Consider the following 17,795-nt stretch of genomic DNA (forward strand, 5'->3'; position numbering starts at 1 on the left):
CAACCCTACGTTGACCAATCTAACCACCGCCTGATTCAAATAGAACCGTGACGAAATCGCCCTACATGGATGTTGCTATGAATTCAACGCTAGACGTAGTACGTGCTCAAATGCAAGAGGCAGAGCCGGTATTGAAGCAGCTTGATGTGGAGCTGGAAGCTATCAACTTTGATCCCTTTATCCCCTCAAGCGTTGACGCAGCCATCGAGAGGGTTACGGCAGTCATAGATACCCTTCTGGTGAACTTTCGAGCCAATCCGATACTCAGCCCGATGGCCGACCAATTGAAAACTCAATACCTCGACGCGATTCATCATCAGGTTGATTCAGCTCAAGGCGGGTGAGGTGACCGCCCCCTGGCGCTTTTGGGCGCCCTGCTTGGCTTTAAAAAATAGCCACTAATCTGATATCGCCAACTTGTCTCATTTCTGTCACGTAAGCCCCGTAGCGTTCGCTAGCCAAGACGCTGGAGGGTGATCTTATGAATGCAGAGAGCCGGGTAAAAATTCGACGTTTAGCTGCAAACGCAGACGTCCGAAAGAGAGTGATCGGTGCTTTCTGGAGAAGCCAAATGCTGGTGCGGCAGACCGCGGAATACAGGATTGCGCTTTTGCACCGATATCCTGCTGGATTGGTAAACGATGCTGAAATTGAAGCCTTGCTGGAAAGCTGGCCCCTCCAACGTACCCTTGCACATACCTATTCAGCTGCGGCGGCTTGATTAAGTCTCTGCGATTTTCCGGGCTACTTAACGTTGTGCAAATACGCTCGACTGGAGAGACCTCCACCAGAACCGCTTTATCCGTTTGGGTGCGATGATGAATTCACTCGTCAGTAAAATGATGAGTATGCGCCAGCAACGAGTCGGGTATCCCGTCGCGGATCAATCCGCCCTCCTGTATCCAAACTAGGGTTGATTGATAAGCACGCTGCAGCAGTTGATCTGTCTGGTTGAAATCGAACACTGAAGCGTCCAGTGGGCACAAAGGCGGGACGACATGGATGGCTGCACGTGTGCGGTACAACTCGATGTCTCGCACCAGTTGACGCATGCTCATCAAATTGAGCGTGTGCAAGGCCAGCGCAACGAGTCCGTTGGGCGGACATGGGCAGGCACAACCGAACCCGGTGGGCAGCACCAGAACCCGTGTTGCGCCCAATGCCACCGCACTGGCAATCGGCGTGTTGCTGCTGACGCCGCCGTCGACCAAGAACTTTTCTCCGACTCGCACGCTGGGAAACACCAGCGGAATCGCAGCGCTGGCGAGCAAAGCCTGTTCAGCGCTGCCACTGGACAATAGCTCCTCGGCACCGCTGAGCAGATTGGTGGTGACGATATAAAGCGGCAACTCAGTGTCTTCAATCCGTTTGACTGGCAGTGACCTGCTCACCAAGCGATGCAACGCGGATGCACTCAGCAGGTGACCGCGACGATTGAGAATGCCCTTGATTGTGTCGAACGCCGAGAACGGAAACACATCCGACTTGCGCAGGCTGCGCCAGAAGTCCGCAAGTTCGCTCACGCCTTGGGCATTCGGTCTGGCGGCGAAGTAGGCGCCGTTGATGGCGCCGACCGATGCTCCCACCACCAGGTCGAACACGACTTCAGCCTCAACCAGAGCCTGTAACATCCCGACTTGAACCGCGCCCAGGCTGCCACCTCCGGCCAGGACAAGCGCTGTTTTCGCAATTGGCATAACCCCGCCCTCACCTCATCGGCTTCTTCAGGCTACAAGCCTAGCTGGCTGGCGACCGTTTCCACGAGAATGATGACGCTACGCTACACCCACACTTAATTGAGCATCGTGGTTTAGGTTAGCGTCTACACTCGAACTTAGGTTATGACGTTATTCAGATTTGGAGCTTTCTCCAATGCTTGGTGCACCAGAAACGACCAGTACCAAAAAGCTGAATTCGCAAAACAGCCATCCTCGCTGGTTGAGGCTGGCCCATTGGCTGAACGCCCTGGCGGTGTTGGTCATGGTCACGAGCGGATGGCGTATTTACAACGCCTCTCCCCTTTATGGTTTTGATTTTCCAAAGTCGATTACCTTGGGCGGCTGGTTGGGAGGCGCGTTGCAATGGCATTTCGCAGCCATGTGGGTGCTGGTTGTAGTCAGCCTGTTCTACATACTTTTCAATCTTTTTAGTGGTCGGCTGTCACGACGTTTTTTCCCTGTATCACCCAAAGGCTTTTTTCATGACCTGTGGTCTGCACTCCATGGTCGGCTGGGGCATGACGATATAAGCCATTACAACCATGTGCAGCGTGTGGCGTATTTGTTCGTGATGCTCGACGTTACCGTTCTGGTGATTTCCGGGTTGGTCTTGTGGAAGTCAGTTCAGTTTCCGCTACTACGCGAACTGCTGGGCGGCTACGACAGCGCACGGCACGTGCACTTCATTGCGATGTCTCTGCTGGTGGCGTTCATCGCAGTGCATCTGGTTATGGTCGCACTGGTTCCAAAGACGTTATTGGCCATGATTGTCGGCCATAGGGAGCGCGTATGAGGAAGCGCGAGCAAAGCCCAGAGCTGGATGAGTCGTCCATTTTGAAGGATGCACGCAAAATTATTTCGCTCCAGGTCGAAGATCGCTCACGGCGCGCCTTCCTGCTGCGTAGCTTGACCCTGGGCGGAGTGGCGATGCTGTCCGGCTGTAACATTTCCGATAACGATCAAGTTGAAACGGCTCTGTCCTTCATGTCGCGCTTCAATGACAGGGTGCAGGGCTGGCTGTTCAACCCGAACGCCATGGCCCCGACCTACGCAGAGTCGATGATTACACGGCCATTTCCCTTCAATGCCTTCTACGGCATCGACGAAGCGCCCGTCGTCGATGAAGACTCCTATCGACTGGAAGTAACCGGCATGGTCGCCGACAAGCACAGCTGGAAGCTTGATGAACTGCGAGCCATGGCCCAGACCGATCAAATCACCCGGCACATCTGTGTCGAGGGCTGGAGCGCCATCGGTCGATGGGGTGGCATACGCTTCAGTGATTTCCTCAAGCGCGTTGGTGCTGAGACCGACGCAAAGTACGTCGGCTTCAAATGCGCCGACGATTACTACACCAGTATCGACATGGCCACGGCACTGCATGCTCAAACGCTGCTGACGCTGACCTACGACGGTGCCGTACTGCCGCGTGAATATGGCTTCCCAATGAAGCTGCGCATGCCCACCAAGCTTGGTTATAAGAACCCAAAACACATACAAGCGATTTTCGTCACTAATACCTATCCGGGTGGTTACTGGGAAGACCAGGGCTACAACTGGTTCGGTGGCAGCTGACGTCCATGGCAACCTCATTGCGCGGCCCGGGCTGCGCTTATTCGCAACCTGAGCTTCAAGGAGCCTCAATATGAAAACTTTAACTACCGCAATCCTAGGTTTTTGCTTGGCAGTGGGCGTCGCAACTGTGTATGCCGATGACACGATGAACAACGACACTATGAAAAAGGACTCCATGTCCAAAGATACAATGCAAAAGGACACTATGAAAAAGGATGAAATGCACAAAGACTCAATGAGTAAGGACGCGATGAAGAAAGATAGTATGGGCAAAGACACGATGAAGAAAGATTCCATGTCCAATGACGGCATGAAGAAAGACGATATGAAGAAGAATGATATGTCCCAATAGATCAGAGCTTCATAGGAAAAATCAAATGCGTTTGGAAAGCCCGCCTCGGCGGGTTTCCTCGATGGCATTTACAGGTACTCTCCTGCTTCAACGCCGATGGTATGGGGAGTAAGCTGGAACGCTCTACTCTTCTCGGCAACGCGCTTGTAGTTCCGAACACAGGAGATTTTTTGGTTGGCCAAGATAGTTATTTTAATGCTTACTCGAGGGAGGACTTTTTGATCAGATGAAAACTATTGATACTAACCAATAAAAACCACCTCAATATATAAGAATCAAGGATTCACTCATACATTGCGAAGGGAGGAATTCCAAGCGAATGCTAGTACCTACTCATGTGCTCTCAACGGTTACCCGACCGTCATGCAGTTACATAATTGAGCGAAATATTGCTAATCCCAGGCCACCAGAATCATCTGACTGATTGAGTGACGGGGCGCACCGATACAAGCGCTCAAACAGTCGAGGTAGATATTCCGCTGAAATCAGCTGGTCTTGTTTGTGCGCAGTGACTACACAAGACGGAGAGCACGATTATAAAGACTATCCAACCTTGGCTGAACCCCGGCAACACCTACAAGCCAAAATGGCCTTGCCCAAAAACCCGAAGGCAAAGATATTTTTGACTTAAATGCATAGGCCGTTTCAATGTGCTCAACTGCTGTGAGCACCTTCAGGCTGCTGATGCCGCCCGTCTGTCAAGACACGCACCAAGTTCAGGGGTAGAACTGTTGAGCCCTATCCCTTAACTATTTATTGGCGTTTGAAGTGAATGACGTTGACAGCCAACGACTCGGTATATTGAAAGATCATCCGAACTGATCCATAAATCTTCGGATCTAGACTATAAGCATCCCAACCGCCTTTCTTGCCGAGCACTGGAAGCGTTACGGGCCCTTTTGAGTCTACCGGGGCACCAAATCTTTCTCTCACCCAGCTTTGGTTTATCTGTTTGACCAAGGGCTCAGGCAAGGGGCCTTTATACTCTTTGGTGCCCTCAACAGTTGTAAGAAGTGTCACATAGACATGCTGAAGTATCTTCTCCTCAGAAAAGCTCAAGCTCAAACCGTCCTCAACAGTCAAATATGGCTCATTATCACCTTCAAATAAATATTGAAGACTCTTTTTAGGAATTTCACCTTCCGCCAGCAATACGGAATAGCTCTTGCCGATACTTTTTACGTACTCGTCTACTTTAGTAGTCATTTGTACCACCCCTGCTCTTTGTGCAGATTATGCAATTCTTCGCGAGCCTTTTCAATATCACTTTCTGCGTAACCCTCTTCGAGCAATCCTCGCTTGATAGCCTCAAAGTTACTATCAACTGCTGCTTTTAGATTTGAGGCGTCGAGTCTTTGTTTGGCCTTTACATTTCGACCCGCGTAGGTTTCGCCATACTTCCTGTGAACCGATTGCGGAATCGCGATACTTGGAGCCTGAGACAGTAGATACTTAATCTCCTCTGGCGTCACGCTGTCGAAGTTATCGACGATATATGTTCTTAGGGCGGCTTGAGAAGTGATGTGATCAATATCAAGCGTGTCCTTCACACTTCTGTTGCTTAGATCCTTGTACACCCCGACTTCTAAAGGATTTACTGCCGGCTTTGCAAAAACAATATAAAGCGGTGGAACGCCTGACTTTGGCGGGAATACCAGGATGCAGTCCTGCCAGGTTATGTCATTTTCGGCGGGATAAATCTCGATCTGGGCATCAGTGTCCTCGGTATTGGGTGTACCAATACTTTTGAAAGCTCGTCTGACACACCAGGATACGGCGATGGAGCAGTGATTACAGGGCCATCATTTGGAGTCCAGATGACAGTAACGCCGCCCACATGCGCTTCGATGTGCTGCTTGTCCGCACTCCACTTAGCATTCACAACAGGAACACTTGCCATCCCAGATGACTGGGCCGTATGTACTCCGTAGACCTGAGTCTCTCCTTTTTCGTCTTTTCGGAATTGGAAGCGAACCCTCGTCGCCGCCTCGCTCATACCTCTCAGTTGCTCTTCGGTATAGAGACTGCCGTCAGCTATGTCTCTAGGCAAGAACGCGAGAAGCAATCCGGTAGCGACAGAACTAGCTGTCACAGCACTACGAAGGGCCCACGTGCCAAGTCCCTCAGTGCCAAGCTGCCCAGCGATTCGACCAAGATAAGTTATTCCATCGGAACCAGCCTCAACACTTGCAGGGGCTCCAACAGCCCCAAGAACCGCGATCTTACCGAAATTATCTGCCGGCTCTTTACCCTTCCCAGCGTCTATCGAGCCAGCAGGGACTGTGCAGGACTTCGCGAACACGCAGAGTTTCGGGGACTTGTAACCACATAAATTATTGGTAGGAATGCCTGCCGTGAATTCGCTTTTATACGACCCATCGCTGATGGCTTGAGCCCAGATGTGGGTAGCAGCTTGGGCTTTGGCAGCAAAGTCAGGAGCAATGGCAACACTCACATCTTCAGCGGCCATTGTACTGGTCTGGGTGGAAATAAGACGGTTGCTACCGAAGGGACAACCACACTGGACAGCATGGCCATGTGTAGCAATAGCTACGAACTCATCGATGACTGTGGGGTTGCCCTCGGCGATAAAACCCATCGAACTGCATTTGGGGCACCACACCGGATCACTGATGCGTGCTGCCTTTTGATACTCGACAGTGGTGTTCGTGGAGTCAGCTCCACCCCTGCTACGTTCTCGGGAAATCGAATGCGTCACCCAACCATCAGAAACCAGGTTGATTAGCGTGGCATCCACATAGCGATTCAGCTCACGAATCTGTGCTGGGAGGATATTTTGGCTAATCTGGATTGGGTTCAATGGCCAGCGATGGTTGTGACCGTTCTCGCTGCATGGCTAATCGGATCGCAGCGACCAGAACGGCGAATGACCGGGTTTGTATGCTTCAGTTTGAGCAACGTGTTGTGGATGACTTGGGGAGTTTACGCGGGGGCGTATGCGCTAATCGTCTTGCAGATTTGCCTTTTCCTTATGAACTTACGCGGGTTCAAAAAGAATTTTAAAGTCCAGCAGACGTAAGCCCCTCACGCGCGTCGACGGCTCGCAGCTTTTCTCAACTCTCTAGGTTCCCTCACCAATGCCCTCCACAGCTTGGGCATACCGTTTAGTCGTCTCGATCACCAAGCTTTCCCGTTCTTCGCGACTGATGAAACCTTGTTTTAGATATTCTTCGGTAAGCCTCAGTAATTCTTCGTGTTGCACTTGAACAGTCTTTCGAATTTCAGGCTTGTCCATCAATGACTGCCACGTCTCAAGCGCCCATAACTAACGCTCCCGACTATGTGCGGAGAACCGTGGAGCGGCACGATATTCATCTGATACGCGTGTGGCAAACTCAGGCCATCATCTGAATAAACACAGGCCACCAGCCTCCAAAGCAAGGTTGCAGGGTTTGGATCTGACCTTATAAAGGATCGGCATATCAAAGCTATCACCTAAGGCGCTTCTCCCGGATAAGAAAGAATTTGGGTGCTAACCCTTCGACGCCATCATCTTCCCCACCTTTCTAGATGCAGCGTCTCCACGCAAATCACGTGGAGAAAGCAAAGGTATCAAGTACATCGCTTTTCACGTTATCAAATGCAAGATTACGCGCATCAGATTCTTGCGCTTGCACCTGGGTTAGAAGCTGCTCCCGCGCCAGGTGCCAGTAGAATTTCGCAGCTCCTTCCGGACAAGCATCCTTTTCCCACAGTGCATACGCTCGTTCGCGGATGGCTGAATCGTCAATCATGACCTTCTCCTCGGTGATCAAGGTGCCGCACCACAGCCCTCGATTTGAATTTGATGTAAACGAAACTTCTGCTCCTTGTACTAGCCTTTGCTGTGCTCCGGAGAGGTTGGCCCCTCCTTGATTCCCCGTGGCCCTGCCACCCCCCAAACAATCAATCCCAAAACGGGAAAGATTATGAGACCGATGGCCCAGGCTGCTTTTATGCCCACGGTTTTGTCACTACGAAAAACGCTGATCATTGCCCATAGATCCAAAAGCAAAATGATCACAGCGACGGCGATAGCGAAGTAAGTGGTGGCTTCCGACATGATTCGACCCTCCAAGCGCTAGTAAAACTTAGGCCTCGGCGTCACGCCTGCGTTCAAACCAATTTGTTTTTGCAACGTGCGAAGTAATGCAACGCGTGGCCTCCATGACATCGACTTCTGACAAACGGGCGAGGCGCATTGCATGGGAGCAGAACTCAGCCGCTAGTCGGATTGTTTTTTCTCCAACGTGCCGCCACACATTCGTGGCTTGACCGAGACATAAATGCGCATGCGAAATCTGACGAGCAGCAATGATGGAGCCTGTCATGGCGCCTATGCTAAATGTTGTGTCGAATAGGGGGCACCACTGCTTTCTCCCGTTGACCCGAAATTATCTCACTGAGCCAATGGGAGGAAATTTACGATGGATGAGCAAAAAATTCGAGAAGCGGCCTATTGGCTTTGGGAGAGCGAAGGCAAGCCGCAAGGGCAAGATCTGGAGCACTGGCTCACTGCTGAAAAATCAGCCGGCGAAGAAGATTTTGACAGTTCAACCTCCGGCTCAACATTAGGGAGCGAAAATGCCCCGTCTCAAGCTGACTCTACCACCGAGCCTGAAAACCCAGATATCGATGGTCGTTAAACCTTGAGTTGGATGAAGCAACCACTGGCGGATACCCACCGATGGCGCGCACGCATCGAATGAGCCCTATCACCGCGAATTTAGAAGGTGTCCGGGGGTGAGGGGACACTCTGCAGCCGCCGCAGGTTTAACCACTGGCACTCAGCCTCAGCCTCTTGTCGACTCAGAAAGGTAGCTTGCGAGCGCAACTTTTTCTCATTGTCGTAAATGTTAAAACCTATTGGTGCTGTTTTGAAGTATCCGGGCATTTGCCTACGCGAGGAGCCAGTTTCAGTGGGAACTGCAGGGACAACAACGAATCTTTGGATCATCTTCACGTCCTCACAGAGATACCTTCACCATAGGTCACATCTGCAAAAGTCTTCGTCTGTTTCCGATAAAACACGCGAGCTTGCGATTACTCTCTTTCAGTTCTTTCGTGTGGACAGTCGCGCTTGGTCTATGGCGCCATGTCGTCAGGATGCTCGATACCCGTTGAGATTCTTTTTGAAACCTCGGGCGTTCATTCCCAGCAGAGCACAGTCAAGGACTATCAACGCGTAAGCATTTGCGTTGAATCCCCAAATAACCCACAACGCATTACTCACGATGAATCCCCAAAAGGCGATCATGCGCCTACGGGGTCTTTGCGAACCGACAAACCAAGCGGAGATCACCGTCACCACCATGGCGGGCCATTGCACAAAGTCGATGTATTCCAAATTCATCCCCCACCAGGCCTGCAATTCAGGAAGCAACAGCACTGACCAGAGGGTTAAGTAGAGGGACTCCAAGCGTAGTGCCGAGAGAGGTCAAATACTCGCCAAACCCGCCCCGACATTTGAAATCCAGACGTGCGCTGGTAATCACCGGGTTCGTCGCTGTCCAAACAATGCGTGCACCGATCCTCTCAAGATCGGCCGCCAAGTGAACGTCTTCATGTGCGGCAAGATGCTGAAAGCCACCGGCGTTTCGATACGCTTCGGCGCTTAGTCCGAGATTAGCTCCGTGAATATGGCGATGGTTCTCGACGAATTGGTATAACTCGAGATACTTGGAACGTACCAGGTCTCCATGCTCATTCCAGTTGTCCACTTCAACCGTTCCACATACCGCATCAGCTTTGAACTCAATCTGGCGAGCGAGCCAGTCGTGAGGAACGACTGTGTCGGCATCGGTGAAAGCTAGCCACTGTGCGCCTGCATTAAGCAATTCCTGCGCTCCAGTCGCTCTGGCCTTACCCACATTCTGAAAAGTGGCCTCGAGCTTTGCGACACCCTGAGCCGAGACCAACTGCGCGGTTTTGTCCGAACAATCGTCCAAGACGACAAGTATCGTGACCAATTGACCATGCAAGTCTGGATGCCCCGCAGCCACCAGGACAGATGACAGGCAGTCGGTGATGTAGTTTTCTTCGTTATGGGCGGGTATCACAACACCGATCATTGGCGTTCTCTCGTTCAAGCAAATTTTTAGCTCTCCAGTTATCGACACCCGGCTTTAAATGAAGGTTTAAAGAATCTACATCATCGCAAGGATCAGCTTCATGACGTCCTCAGCAGGAAAAAATCATTCGGATCAAGCTTCAAAGTCCCAGTCCTATGACTGAGTCATCAAACGAAATGCAGTGGGGCTGCAAATCCATCGATTGGGCATACACTCAGAGCCGGGCTTTTATGACGCTGGCACGTTTTTGCACTACTAAGGAATCAATGAGTGAATGTTAATTGGGAAAGCATTTGCCAACTCTAGGAGTCGTAGTAGCCGTAGAAGACGATCCGACCTTGCGTTCACTGATGGTGGATATCGTCGCTGAAAATAGGTGCCAAGGCTCTACCGACACGCGCTATGCGCTATAGACCTGTCGTTCTGACCCTGATACTCATCTCCCTAATTTTGGCAACGGGTGCGGCATTGAGTTTCTTTAGCCTGTTCGGGCCTAGTAAACCTCCGACGGGAGCTGGTTCATAAAATCACTAACCAGCCCCCCTAATCGCTCGGCGTTTATGGCCAAAAGCGGTACCTAAAATTGGCCGAGTCGCGCCTACTGGTTGTTTCGACTGCCATCAACACTGGGTTGATCGACGACCATAATCTGTGCCAGCCCTACCAGTTCAGCCTGCTTCAAAATCTCGTCTGGCGTCGCGTCAGCAGTGGGCATGATCAAGCTGTTCTCACCGTCCCCAAAATGGAGCTGTAGCAAGTGCATCGCGGCCTCATGAGCGGACAACCGAGCCTGCTTGATTTCAAATTGATGCGTGCGGGGCTCGCCTTTGAACAGGTATTCAATCTTGTAAATCTGCATGGTTGGATTCTCCTATCGGGTGCCATTAACAAATCTGACTTACAGGTCAGTTTTTAGTTTAACTGCAGATCCAAAAATCGGTTATCGACGGAGCTTCATGCGCCTTGATACGCGGCCTGCAATCGCCAAGTGCCGTCAGCCCTTGGCGTTGAACTCTTCTGTCATGGATACCGTCTAGCACATAGAAGCGGATAGAAATTAAGCTTTAAATCCCTGGCGTTATAGGACATATCCATGACCGACCGCGCACGTTTGAGTTACTTAAACGACACCCTCTTCGGCCCCATCGCTAAAACAATTGAATGCGACGTACTCATCACGCCCATTACGCCAGGTGCCTTTCAGGTACAGGTTATGTCGCCGGTGCCAGATGACCTACACAAGGCCCACTCCTTGACCATTATTCTTTCTTCAGGAGGACAGCGCTTGAACGGCACGGTGGCTCACGCCCGCAGACTGGAAAATGCTGATTTGGAGTTGCAGATCGATACATGAAAAACCATCGCCGCATCTAGGTCTCGGAGATCCTTAAATGAACAAACCGCGAGCTGAGACAGCTACCGTTCAAACCCTGATGCTTGAACGCAACCAATGGGTTCCCAACAACCCGCGACTGCCGGTACTCATTTACCCAACCGCGATTGCAGTTCAAGGCAACGATCCGGCTGCACTGTTCGAGCGAACCTTCATCGCCAATGGCTGGCCACCACAATGGCGATATGGGGTTTACAGCTACCACCACTACCATACTGAAGGTCATGAAGTGCTTGGCGTCGCCAGTGGTTGGGCTCGGTTGATGCTGGGTGGCCCGGATGGTCATGTACTTGAAGTCAGTCCAGGCGACGTGTTGCTACTGCCTGCCGGCACTGGCCACTGCAATTTAGACTCAAGCGAAAACTTTCTGGTCGTCGGTGCTTATCCGCCGGGACAACATGCAGATATCTGCCGCGAGGCACCAACCAGAGCCCAACTGGCGAGCATCGACACGCTGCCGTTTCCCGACCAGGATCCGGTGCAAGGCTCGCAAGGCGCCGTACACCGGTATTGGGCTGGCCAGCGTTGAGAAGTCAATCACGAACGGCGCGAACCTTTCCGCTGAAGACTCTGAAACCGTAGGTGTTGTAGATAAGCGTCACCGGGATCAGCACGGCGAAACCGACCAACATGAACATCTGACTGGTGGGACTTGAGGCGGCTGCTTGCAAGGTCAGGTTAGGCGGGACAATCAATGGAAAGAGCGCTGCGATCATCAAGGCGAACGCCGAGATGAAGATCCCCAGTGCGGCGAATAGAGGCAGATAGTGCCGGCGGCTTCGAAAGCTCAAGGTGAAGCTGATCAGCAGTGCAGTGGGCAATATTGCGGCTGGCAGCCAGACCAGTGGATTGGAAAGCCGCTGCGCATATCGAGCATCCAGCGTCGCTGTCCAGACCACTAACACGGCCAAAAGCACCGTGGTTACGATGGCCAGCACCCTCGCCTGTCGACCTGATCGACATTGCAGATCATCTACAGTACGCCAATACAGCCAGCACGCGCCCAACCACATATAGCCCAATACGAGCACGGCGCCACAATACAGCGGAAACAGGCCCGACCATTCCCAGCCGTTCCCGCTGTACTGCCCGTTCTGATACGGCACGCCTTGTACAAGCGTTCCCAGCACTATCCCCTGAGTAGCCCCGGCTAGCAGTGAACCGATCAACAGCAAGCCATCGACCATTCGCTTCACACGATAGCTTTTCGAGTAATCGCGAAACTCCAGCGCTACTGCGCGAAGAATCAATGCCAGGAACATCGCGATAAATGGCAAATAAAGCGCCGGCAACAGGATGGCGTAAGCCAGCGGAAACAACGCCAGCAGACCGCCGCCACCGAGCACAAGCCACGTTTCATTGGCGTCCCAAATCGGAAGGATAGTCACCGCCATGGCCCGTCGATGCTTACTGCAACGAGTAAGACCCAGCAACACGCCCACACCAAGATCAGTGCCATCCAACAGCACGTAGTTCAATACCGAAAACCCCAGCGCGGCAGCGGACAACAGTGTTATCCAGTCAGTGTCCATCATGGATGTCAGCCCTCAAGATTTACCTGTCTCGTCCGCCAAAGTAGGTTGTGGCCCAGGCTCGTCTTCGTGAGGCGGCTCGCGCAATAATCGCAGCAGCACCCAAAGCCCCACACCGAAGATCACCAGATAAAACGCCAGGATTGTCCACGTCGCCCCTATTACCTTCTGACGTGACACCGAAGACAGACTGTCAGCAGTGCGCATCAACCCATAGACAGTGAAGGGCTGACGGCCAACCTCTGTAACAACCCACCCACTCAGCATCGCCAGAAATCCGGCAGGTGCCATCAGCACACACCCTCGGAGCATCCAGCGCGCGGCATATAAACGATGTCGCCAGCGCAGTACCACACTGAGCAGCCCCTGCCCCATCATCAATAGTCCCAAACCGACCATGACACGGAACGCGAAGAACACCGCAGGCACCGGCGGGATGTCCTCAGGCGGAAACTCATCAAGCGCAGCTATGGTGCCGCTCAGGTCATGTCGCAAGTACAACGACGCTACACGCGGAATCGCCACCTCCCAATGGTTGCGTCGCTCAGCCATATCTGGAAGGGCGAATAAACGTAATGGCTCCCCCTCACCGTCCGCTGGTCGTGTCCAGGAACCTTCTATGGCGGCAACCTTTTGCGGCTGAACTTTAAGGCTGTGCTCACCATGAAGATCCCCCACCAAGATTTGCACAGGTGTAAGCACCACGATCAACCACAACGCCATGGAGTATGCGAGACGAGCTCGCGGGTTCTGCCGTTCACCTAATAACTGCCAAGCGCTGATACCGGCCACTAGCGTGGCGGTGCCTATAAACGCGGCCAACGTCATATGCGTTAACCGGTAAGGGAACGAGGGATTAAAGATGATCGCCCACCAGCTTTCGGCTATGAAACGCCCATTGGCTCCGAGGGAATACCCGGCGGGTGTCTGCATCCAGGAATTGGCCGACAAGATCCAGAAGGCGCTGATCAAAGAGCCGAGGGCGACGGCGCAGGTGGCGAAGAGATGCAGACGAGGGCCAACTTTTTCATTCCGAATAACATGATCCCGAGGAAACCTGCCTCCAGGAAAAATGCCGCCTGCACTTCGTAGAACATCAACGGGCCAAGAATATCTCCTGCCTGAGTCGAAAGCCGCGACCAATTCAGCCCGAACTGGTACTCCAAAATCAGACCTGACGCTGTGCCTACCGCAACGTTAAGCGCAAATACTTTTAACCAGTAAAGATAAACATCCAGGTAGATCCTTTGACCGCGCCATAGCCACAGTGCCTCCAACACCATGAGAAAATTGGCTAAGCCAATGGTGAAGGCCGCCAGCACGATATGAAAGCTTATAGCAATCGCAAACTGAGCACGCGCTGCCGCCAGAGCTGAATCAACTGCGTTCATACCACCCACCCACCGTTTGCAAGAACGTCAGCGACGTCGACCGTTTTTTGAAGAGTGCAACGACTAGAGACATTGCTAAACGGGCTATCGAAGGTAAGCATTACAGATGTCCAATGTGCAGTATTGTCGGTTGACTCTCGCAATCCGCAATGATTCATAACGCCAAGAGAAGGCCAAATACCGCACATTGTGAAACGGACTCGAAGGTTTCTCCGGAAAATTATTTATCTTGAATCAGTACAACTGCGCATCCCGTAAACTGCAACCCATGAAAATATCAACCTTGCAAAATACACGAGAAAATCAGTTCAAAAGGCAACTCAATGTATTGAATTAATTGAGATTTATCCGATGGTTATGGTTGGCACATCCTATGCAATCTAACGTTTCTGCGTAGCGTTGGCAGACTGATCGACGCGCGTCTAACCGTGATAACCAGAGGAGTCTCGACATGAACGCCATTGACCTCTTGAAAGCAGACCACGAGCGCGTGAAGGCCATCCTCACCCAGCTCAGTGAGTCGACTGAGCGAGGTATCAAAAAGCGCACTGAATTACTGGCCAAGCTAGAGATGGAAATCACCATCCACACCAAGCTGGAGGAAGAAATCCTCTACCCAGCATTCAAAGAGGCTGGGGGTAAGGAGCAGGACGTAATGTATTACGAAGCGAAGGAAGAGCACCGAACTGTAGACTCTCTGGTACTCCCAGATCTGAAAGCGACAGATCCTGGCACGCCAGAATTCTCTGGTCGTGTGAAAGTAGTGAAGGAACTACTGGAGCATCACATCGAGGAAGAAGAAACAGAAATGTTTCCTCAAGCTAACAAGCTCCTCGGTAAGGCCAAACTGAATGAACTCGGACAGCAGATGGAAGACATGAAAGCGGCGTACAAAAAAGCGCTTTCGAGCTCAAGTCTCGCGGCTTAGTTGAACTGAATGGCCTGGCTAAGCGCCGGGCCTTTTTGTGTCCAAAAAAGCCCGCAATTTCTGCGGGCTAATGAGGTCACTCACGCGAGCAATCCCGCTCGTACATGTTTGAGGTTCATCCATCGCAGAACGTTTAACTGAATAGAGATCAGTCAGACCAACGGCACGGCGCAGCCCGCTAGTCATCTCCCGTTCTATTTCTCTGAACTAACCTTTCCCATCGCTCCTCTCCCACTTACCACTAAGTTATTGAGGGGGCAAGACGTCATGAGAGCACTCACCTACCACGGCGCGCACAGCGTAAAAGTCGATACTGTTCCTGATCCAGTTATCGAGGATAGCGACGACATCATTCTTCGAGTAACAGCCACCGCGATTTGTGGATCCGACCTTCATCTTTACCGAGGGAAGATCCCAACCGTCGAACATGGCGATATCTTCGGCCACGAGTTCATGGGCATCGTTGAGGAAACAGGTTCAGCTGTCACTGCTGTACAGGCGGGTGACCGGGTGGTGATCCCTTTCGTGATCGCCTGCGGCAGCTGCTTTTTCTGCCAAATGGATTTGTTCGCCGCGTGTGAAACCACCAATACGGGGCGCGGCGCCATTCTGAATAAAAAGGCCATCCCACCGGGCGCCGCCCTTTTTGGCTTCAGCCACATGTATGGCGGCATTCCTGGAGGGCAAGCCGAGTTCGTGCGTGTTCCCAAAGCTAATACCGGGCCTTTCAAAGTCCCTGGGACGCTGTCGGACGAGAAAGTTCTGTTCCTCTCGGACATCTTGCCGACCGCCTTCCAGGCCGTGACAAACACCGGCATTAGCGCTGGATCAAGCATTGCCATCTACGGCGCAGGGCCGGTCGGATTGTTGAGCGCCGCCTGCGCGCGAATGCTGGGTGCTGATCAGATTTTCATGGTTGATCACCACGCCTATCGCTTGGCTTATGCACAGAAAACTTATGGCGTGATTCCGATAAATTTTGACGAAGACGATGATCCTGCAGACACGATCATTCGACAAACCAAAGGCATGCGGGGCGTGGATGGTGTCGTGGATGCAGTAGGTTTTGAAGCCAAAGGCAGTACCACCGAAACGGTGCTTGCGACCCTCAAGCTCGAAGGCAGTAGCGGCAAGGCATTACGCCAATGTATCGCAGCGGTTAGACGCGGCGGAGTTGTGAGTGTGCCTGGTGTGTACTCGGGCTTCATTCACGGATTCCTATTTGGTGACGCGTTCGACAAGGGGCTGACCTTCAAAATGGGACAAACCCATGTGCAACGTTTTCTTCCAGAACTACTCGGCCACATCGAGACGGGTCGCCTTGCCCCGGACGTCATCATCAGCCATCGCATGTCGCTCGAACAGGCAGCTGAGGGCTACAAGATTTTCGACAAGAAGGAAGAGGATTGCAGAAAGGTCATTCTGACACCTGGCGATAGCCACATCGCTAGTCCGGAGCGCGATAGCAGCGCAACACTGTTGACCACCTAAGTCTATCGGTAAGTGGAAAGGACGAGATGGTTCGGTTCTTTACCGAAAACTCTCGTCCTTTCATTTGGGGGGCGATCCGAAAATGGTAACGGTTTTCCACCCTGGTCGGCCTCGACTCTCCAGTTCGTTCAGGTATTGAAGACGATCTGTGATCTGTGTCATCAATAGATTCGCAAGGGGCCACAAAATCCTGAAATGCGAATACACTCACAAACTGACTCATCAAACGCCGGCAGGTGCGCTCGGCTAAGGGATCTCTGATTGATCGTACAGTGGGAAGGTTTTCTGCCTATTGAAGGATCGGTGATCGTCATCGAAGACGATCCGACCTTGCGAGCATTGATGGAGGAAATCGTATCGGAGGTCGGAGGGAAGGCAATCTCCTTTGAGACAGCAGATGATGCGTTAACCTATTTGCTTCAAACTCATGAACAGTGTCGTTTGGTGATCGCAGATCACGGCGTACCCGGCCAGATACAAGGGATCGAATTTATCGAGATGGTAGGTAGTCGATGGCCATCGATTTCGGCAATCCTGACCTCTGGATATCTGATAGATCCTGAGGCAGTGCCGGCTTCTAGCATCTATCTGCACAAGCCGTGGTCATTAGATGATCTGGTTATCGCAATGGCGACTTTGTTGCAGCCTGGCATCGCGATTCATAAAGCCTGATTCACAGGATCGGAGCTGCGAGGTAGACTGGGATGGACTCGATTGTTCCTCTCATCAGAAGCTTGGTTAAAGCTTCCTCTATCTCATCAGCGGCACCGTGTTTGTGCTCCGTGAGTGACCACTGCCAGTAACGATCTGCCATCAGGCCGCCTACCGCTTCTGCACATAAGGCATCACAGCTCACGCCCATCTTTGTGGCTGATGCGATGACCGCTAAGAGTGCTTGCTCAAGTTGCTGAGTTCTATCGGAGGACAAGATACCGACTCCATGAAAAATGAAGCCGTAGCATGAGCCGATATCAATTTGACATCAAAGGCGATCTATAAGGTTGATCCTCCCGCATCTATCTGCTCAATGTCCCGGAGCTCTGCATTCGCTTGATTCAAAGCTGGTTTTACGTGCAGCCATCTCACTGCGAAGCTCGCCTATCAGTTCGGCAATCGCACGACTCGAATTAAGTGGGGCCGTCGACACACCAGTGACCAAAAGCTCAACGCTACCTGATGAAGGCTCTGTGACCTTGATCATCAGCGAACCATCCAGGTTCAGGGTGCAAGAGCAGGACAGAGGCAGGAAACCGCACTCAATAATATGTCGGAGTTCAAGAGCGGAAATCATCACGTTCTCCTAAGGGCAGTGTTCATTGATTGTTGTCCAAATTCGCAGCTAGT

The 17,795-nt window shown here is 52.1% G+C and carries 23 protein-coding genes and 2 pseudogenes; 12 read left to right on the forward strand and 13 right to left on the reverse strand.

The genetic code is table 11. The annotated features are described in order from the left end of the window. The first annotated feature begins 77 nt into the window (after positions 1-77). Both RHM58_RS25425 and RHM58_RS25430 read left to right on the forward strand, forming a co-directional pair. The gene (locus tag RHM58_RS25425) at positions 78-344 is read left to right on the forward strand and encodes a hypothetical protein (RefSeq protein WP_322268522.1); all 267 of its coding nucleotides are present in this window, start codon (positions 78-80) and stop codon (positions 342-344) included. A 137-nt stretch (positions 345-481) separates the two neighbouring features. Next, positions 482-721, forward strand: a complete 240-nt coding sequence (locus RHM58_RS25430; protein ID WP_156339438.1) for a hypothetical protein — start codon at positions 482-484, stop codon at positions 719-721. A gap of 103 nt (positions 722-824) precedes the next feature. On the opposite strand, the gene RHM58_RS25435 is transcribed toward RHM58_RS25430, so the two are convergent. Next, entirely contained in the window at positions 825-1,697 is an 873-nt protein-coding gene (locus RHM58_RS25435) for a patatin-like phospholipase family protein (protein WP_322268523.1), read from the reverse strand. A 175-nt stretch (positions 1,698-1,872) separates the two neighbouring features. Between RHM58_RS25435 and RHM58_RS25440 the strand changes: the two genes are divergently transcribed. The 3 genes from RHM58_RS25440 to RHM58_RS25450 all read left to right on the forward strand — a co-directional run bounded on the left by RHM58_RS25440 (position 1,873) and on the right by RHM58_RS25450 (position 3,645). Further along, on the forward strand, positions 1,873-2,511 hold the full coding sequence (locus tag RHM58_RS25440; protein ID WP_322268524.1) for a cytochrome b/b6 domain-containing protein: 639 nt from the start codon (positions 1,873-1,875) through the stop codon (positions 2,509-2,511). Next, the gene (locus RHM58_RS25445; protein ID WP_054044311.1) at positions 2,508-3,293 is read left to right on the forward strand and encodes a molybdopterin-dependent oxidoreductase; all 786 of its coding nucleotides are present in this window, start codon (positions 2,508-2,510) and stop codon (positions 3,291-3,293) included. Before RHM58_RS25440 ends, RHM58_RS25445 begins: the two co-directional genes overlap by 4 nt. Before the next feature lie 70 nt (positions 3,294-3,363). Continuing rightward, on the forward strand, positions 3,364-3,645 hold the full coding sequence (locus RHM58_RS25450; RefSeq protein ID WP_054044309.1) for a pentapeptide MXKDX repeat protein: 282 nt from the start codon (positions 3,364-3,366) through the stop codon (positions 3,643-3,645). 753 nt (positions 3,646-4,398) lie between these two features. On the opposite strand, the gene RHM58_RS25455 is transcribed toward RHM58_RS25450, so the two are convergent. The 3 genes and pseudogenes from RHM58_RS25455 to RHM58_RS25465 form a co-directional block, all read right to left on the reverse strand. Continuing rightward, the gene (locus tag RHM58_RS25455) at positions 4,399-4,851 is read right to left on the reverse strand and encodes a DUF6392 family protein (RefSeq protein WP_322268525.1); all 453 of its coding nucleotides are present in this window, start codon (positions 4,849-4,851) and stop codon (positions 4,399-4,401) included. Next, positions 4,848-5,195 (reverse strand): hypothetical protein, encoded by a 348-nt coding sequence (locus RHM58_RS34125; protein WP_323571089.1) that lies wholly within the window; start codon positions 5,193-5,195, stop codon positions 4,848-4,850. The genes RHM58_RS25455 and RHM58_RS34125 overlap by 4 nt, the downstream gene beginning before the upstream one ends. Positions 5,196-5,318: 123 nt before the next feature. Next, positions 5,319-6,403, reverse strand: a pseudogene (locus tag RHM58_RS25465) (S-type pyocin domain-containing protein); the annotation flags it as partial. 72 nt (positions 6,404-6,475) lie between these two features. Between RHM58_RS25465 and RHM58_RS25470 the strand changes: the two are divergent. Beyond that, complete coding sequence (locus tag RHM58_RS25470; RefSeq protein ID WP_416195340.1) at positions 6,476-6,685, forward strand: hypothetical protein; 210 nt, start codon at positions 6,476-6,478, stop codon at positions 6,683-6,685. 42 nt (positions 6,686-6,727) lie between these two features. Here RHM58_RS25470 and RHM58_RS25475 read toward each other — a convergent pair whose 3' ends face one another. The 3 genes from RHM58_RS25475 to RHM58_RS25485 all read right to left on the reverse strand — a co-directional run bounded on the left by RHM58_RS25475 (position 6,728) and on the right by RHM58_RS25485 (position 7,708). Beyond that, positions 6,728-6,901, reverse strand: a complete 174-nt coding sequence (locus tag RHM58_RS25475; RefSeq protein WP_322268530.1) for a hypothetical protein — start codon at positions 6,899-6,901, stop codon at positions 6,728-6,730. Positions 6,902-7,196: 295 nt separating this feature from the next. Then, positions 7,197-7,400, reverse strand: coding sequence for a DUF2934 domain-containing protein (locus RHM58_RS25480; protein WP_322268531.1), 204 nt, complete (start codon positions 7,398-7,400; stop codon positions 7,197-7,199). An 80-nt stretch (positions 7,401-7,480) separates the two neighbouring features. Continuing rightward, a complete protein-coding gene (locus RHM58_RS25485; protein ID WP_322268532.1) occupies positions 7,481-7,708 on the reverse strand; it encodes a PLD nuclease N-terminal domain-containing protein in 228 nt (75 codons plus the stop codon). A gap of 364 nt (positions 7,709-8,072) precedes the next feature. Between RHM58_RS25485 and RHM58_RS25490 the strand changes: the two genes are divergently transcribed. Then, positions 8,073-8,291 carry a DUF2934 domain-containing protein gene (locus RHM58_RS25490; protein ID WP_322268533.1) on the forward strand — a complete coding sequence of 73 codons (219 nt, stop codon included), beginning with the start codon at positions 8,073-8,075 and terminating at the stop codon, positions 8,289-8,291. Positions 8,292-8,746: 455 nt separating this feature from the next. Here RHM58_RS25490 and RHM58_RS25495 read toward each other — a convergent pair whose 3' ends face one another. The 3 genes from RHM58_RS25495 to RHM58_RS25505 all read right to left on the reverse strand — a co-directional run bounded on the left by RHM58_RS25495 (position 8,747) and on the right by RHM58_RS25505 (position 10,575). Continuing rightward, positions 8,747-8,998 (reverse strand): hypothetical protein, encoded by a 252-nt coding sequence (locus RHM58_RS25495; RefSeq protein ID WP_416195341.1) that lies wholly within the window; start codon positions 8,996-8,998, stop codon positions 8,747-8,749. A gap of 19 nt (positions 8,999-9,017) precedes the next feature. Beyond that, positions 9,018-9,716: a glycosyltransferase gene (locus tag RHM58_RS25500; protein ID WP_322268534.1), complete on the reverse strand. Its 699-nt coding sequence runs from the start codon at positions 9,714-9,716 to the stop codon at positions 9,018-9,020. A gap of 598 nt (positions 9,717-10,314) precedes the next feature. After that, positions 10,315-10,575, reverse strand: coding sequence for a hypothetical protein (locus RHM58_RS25505; RefSeq protein ID WP_054052571.1), 261 nt, complete (start codon positions 10,573-10,575; stop codon positions 10,315-10,317). A gap of 234 nt (positions 10,576-10,809) precedes the next feature. Here RHM58_RS25505 and RHM58_RS25510 point away from each other — a divergent pair, with 234 nt between their 5' ends. Next, the gene (locus tag RHM58_RS25510; RefSeq protein WP_054613986.1) at positions 10,810-11,070 is read left to right on the forward strand and encodes a hypothetical protein; all 261 of its coding nucleotides are present in this window, start codon (positions 10,810-10,812) and stop codon (positions 11,068-11,070) included. 37 nt (positions 11,071-11,107) lie between these two features. Then, entirely contained in the window at positions 11,108-11,638 is a 531-nt protein-coding gene (locus RHM58_RS25515) for a cupin (protein WP_322268536.1), read from the forward strand. Between the two features lie 4 nt (positions 11,639-11,642). Here the strand turns inward: RHM58_RS25515 and cydB are convergent, their stop codons facing one another. Both cydB and RHM58_RS25525 read right to left on the reverse strand, forming a co-directional pair. Further along, positions 11,643-12,644 carry a cytochrome d ubiquinol oxidase subunit II gene (cydB, locus tag RHM58_RS25520; RefSeq protein ID WP_322268537.1) on the reverse strand — a complete coding sequence of 334 codons (1,002 nt, stop codon included), beginning with the start codon at positions 12,642-12,644 and terminating at the stop codon, positions 11,643-11,645. Positions 12,645-12,656: 12 nt separating this feature from the next. Then, positions 12,657-14,032: pseudogene (locus RHM58_RS25525) on the reverse strand (cytochrome ubiquinol oxidase subunit I). Positions 14,033-14,483: 451 nt separating this feature from the next. On the opposite strand from RHM58_RS25525, the gene RHM58_RS25535 reads away from it, so the two are divergent. The 3 genes from RHM58_RS25535 to RHM58_RS25545 all read left to right on the forward strand — a co-directional run bounded on the left by RHM58_RS25535 (position 14,484) and on the right by RHM58_RS25545 (position 17,123). Further along, positions 14,484-14,960, forward strand: coding sequence for a hemerythrin domain-containing protein (locus RHM58_RS25535; protein WP_054613982.1), 477 nt, complete (start codon positions 14,484-14,486; stop codon positions 14,958-14,960). 267 nt (positions 14,961-15,227) lie between these two features. After that, complete coding sequence (locus tag RHM58_RS25540; RefSeq protein ID WP_322268540.1) at positions 15,228-16,451, forward strand: zinc-dependent alcohol dehydrogenase; 1,224 nt, start codon at positions 15,228-15,230, stop codon at positions 16,449-16,451. 261 nt (positions 16,452-16,712) lie between these two features. Continuing rightward, entirely contained in the window at positions 16,713-17,123 is a 411-nt protein-coding gene (locus RHM58_RS25545) for a response regulator (RefSeq protein ID WP_054052557.1), read from the forward strand. 352 nt (positions 17,124-17,475) lie between these two features. Here RHM58_RS25545 and RHM58_RS25550 read toward each other — a convergent pair whose 3' ends face one another. Next, the gene (locus tag RHM58_RS25550; RefSeq protein WP_082356743.1) at positions 17,476-17,742 is read right to left on the reverse strand and encodes a DUF1652 domain-containing protein; all 267 of its coding nucleotides are present in this window, start codon (positions 17,740-17,742) and stop codon (positions 17,476-17,478) included. Positions 17,743-17,795: the final 53 nt, after the last annotated feature.

Origin of the sequence: Pseudomonas sp. 10S4 (assembly GCF_034344865.1) — a bacterium.
Classification (GTDB): domain Bacteria; phylum Pseudomonadota; class Gammaproteobacteria; order Pseudomonadales; family Pseudomonadaceae; genus Aquipseudomonas.

What these genes read in the sequence shown, in the direction of transcription:
- RHM58_RS25450 (WP_054044309.1), top strand. Translation starts at nt 3,364, where the DNA reads ATGAAAACTTTAACTACCGCAATCCTAGGTTTTTGCTTGGCAGTGGGC.
- RHM58_RS25425 (WP_322268522.1), top strand. Translation starts at nt 78, where the DNA reads ATGAATTCAACGCTAGACGTAGTACGTGCTCAAATGCAAGAGGCAGAG.
- RHM58_RS25535 (WP_054613982.1), top strand. Translation starts at nt 14,484, where the DNA reads ATGAACGCCATTGACCTCTTGAAAGCAGACCACGAGCGCGTGAAGGCC.
- RHM58_RS25430 (WP_156339438.1), top strand. Translation starts at nt 482, where the DNA reads ATGAATGCAGAGAGCCGGGTAAAAATTCGACGTTTAGCTGCAAACGCA.
- RHM58_RS25505 (WP_054052571.1), bottom strand. Translation starts at nt 10,575, where the DNA reads ATGCAGATTTACAAGATTGAATACCTGTTCAAAGGCGAGCCCCGCACG.
- RHM58_RS25475 (WP_322268530.1), bottom strand. Translation starts at nt 6,901, where the DNA reads ATGGACAAGCCTGAAATTCGAAAGACTGTTCAAGTGCAACACGAAGAA.
- RHM58_RS25455 (WP_322268525.1), bottom strand. Translation starts at nt 4,851, where the DNA reads ATGACTACTAAAGTAGACGAGTACGTAAAAAGTATCGGCAAGAGCTAT.
- RHM58_RS25435 (WP_322268523.1), bottom strand. Translation starts at nt 1,697, where the DNA reads ATGCCAATTGCGAAAACAGCGCTTGTCCTGGCCGGAGGTGGCAGCCTG.
- RHM58_RS25485 (WP_322268532.1), bottom strand. Translation starts at nt 7,708, where the DNA reads ATGTCGGAAGCCACCACTTACTTCGCTATCGCCGTCGCTGTGATCATT.
- RHM58_RS25490 (WP_322268533.1), top strand. Translation starts at nt 8,073, where the DNA reads ATGGATGAGCAAAAAATTCGAGAAGCGGCCTATTGGCTTTGGGAGAGC.
- RHM58_RS25500 (WP_322268534.1), bottom strand. Translation starts at nt 9,716, where the DNA reads ATGATCGGTGTTGTGATACCCGCCCATAACGAAGAAAACTACATCACC.
- RHM58_RS25495 (WP_416195341.1), bottom strand. Translation starts at nt 8,998, where the DNA reads ATGAATTTGGAATACATCGACTTTGTGCAATGGCCCGCCATGGTGGTG.
- RHM58_RS25445 (WP_054044311.1), top strand. Translation starts at nt 2,508, where the DNA reads ATGAGGAAGCGCGAGCAAAGCCCAGAGCTGGATGAGTCGTCCATTTTG.
- RHM58_RS25480 (WP_322268531.1), bottom strand. Translation starts at nt 7,400, where the DNA reads ATGATTGACGATTCAGCCATCCGCGAACGAGCGTATGCACTGTGGGAA.
- RHM58_RS25540 (WP_322268540.1), top strand. Translation starts at nt 15,228, where the DNA reads ATGAGAGCACTCACCTACCACGGCGCGCACAGCGTAAAAGTCGATACT.
- RHM58_RS25510 (WP_054613986.1), top strand. Translation starts at nt 10,810, where the DNA reads ATGACCGACCGCGCACGTTTGAGTTACTTAAACGACACCCTCTTCGGC.
- RHM58_RS25515 (WP_322268536.1), top strand. Translation starts at nt 11,108, where the DNA reads ATGAACAAACCGCGAGCTGAGACAGCTACCGTTCAAACCCTGATGCTT.
- cydB (WP_322268537.1), bottom strand. Translation starts at nt 12,644, where the DNA reads ATGATGGACACTGACTGGATAACACTGTTGTCCGCTGCCGCGCTGGGG.
- RHM58_RS25440 (WP_322268524.1), top strand. Translation starts at nt 1,873, where the DNA reads ATGCTTGGTGCACCAGAAACGACCAGTACCAAAAAGCTGAATTCGCAA.
- RHM58_RS25550 (WP_082356743.1), bottom strand. Translation starts at nt 17,742, where the DNA reads ATGATTTCCGCTCTTGAACTCCGACATATTATTGAGTGCGGTTTCCTG.
- RHM58_RS25470 (WP_416195340.1), top strand. Translation starts at nt 6,476, where the DNA reads ATGGTTGTGACCGTTCTCGCTGCATGGCTAATCGGATCGCAGCGACCA.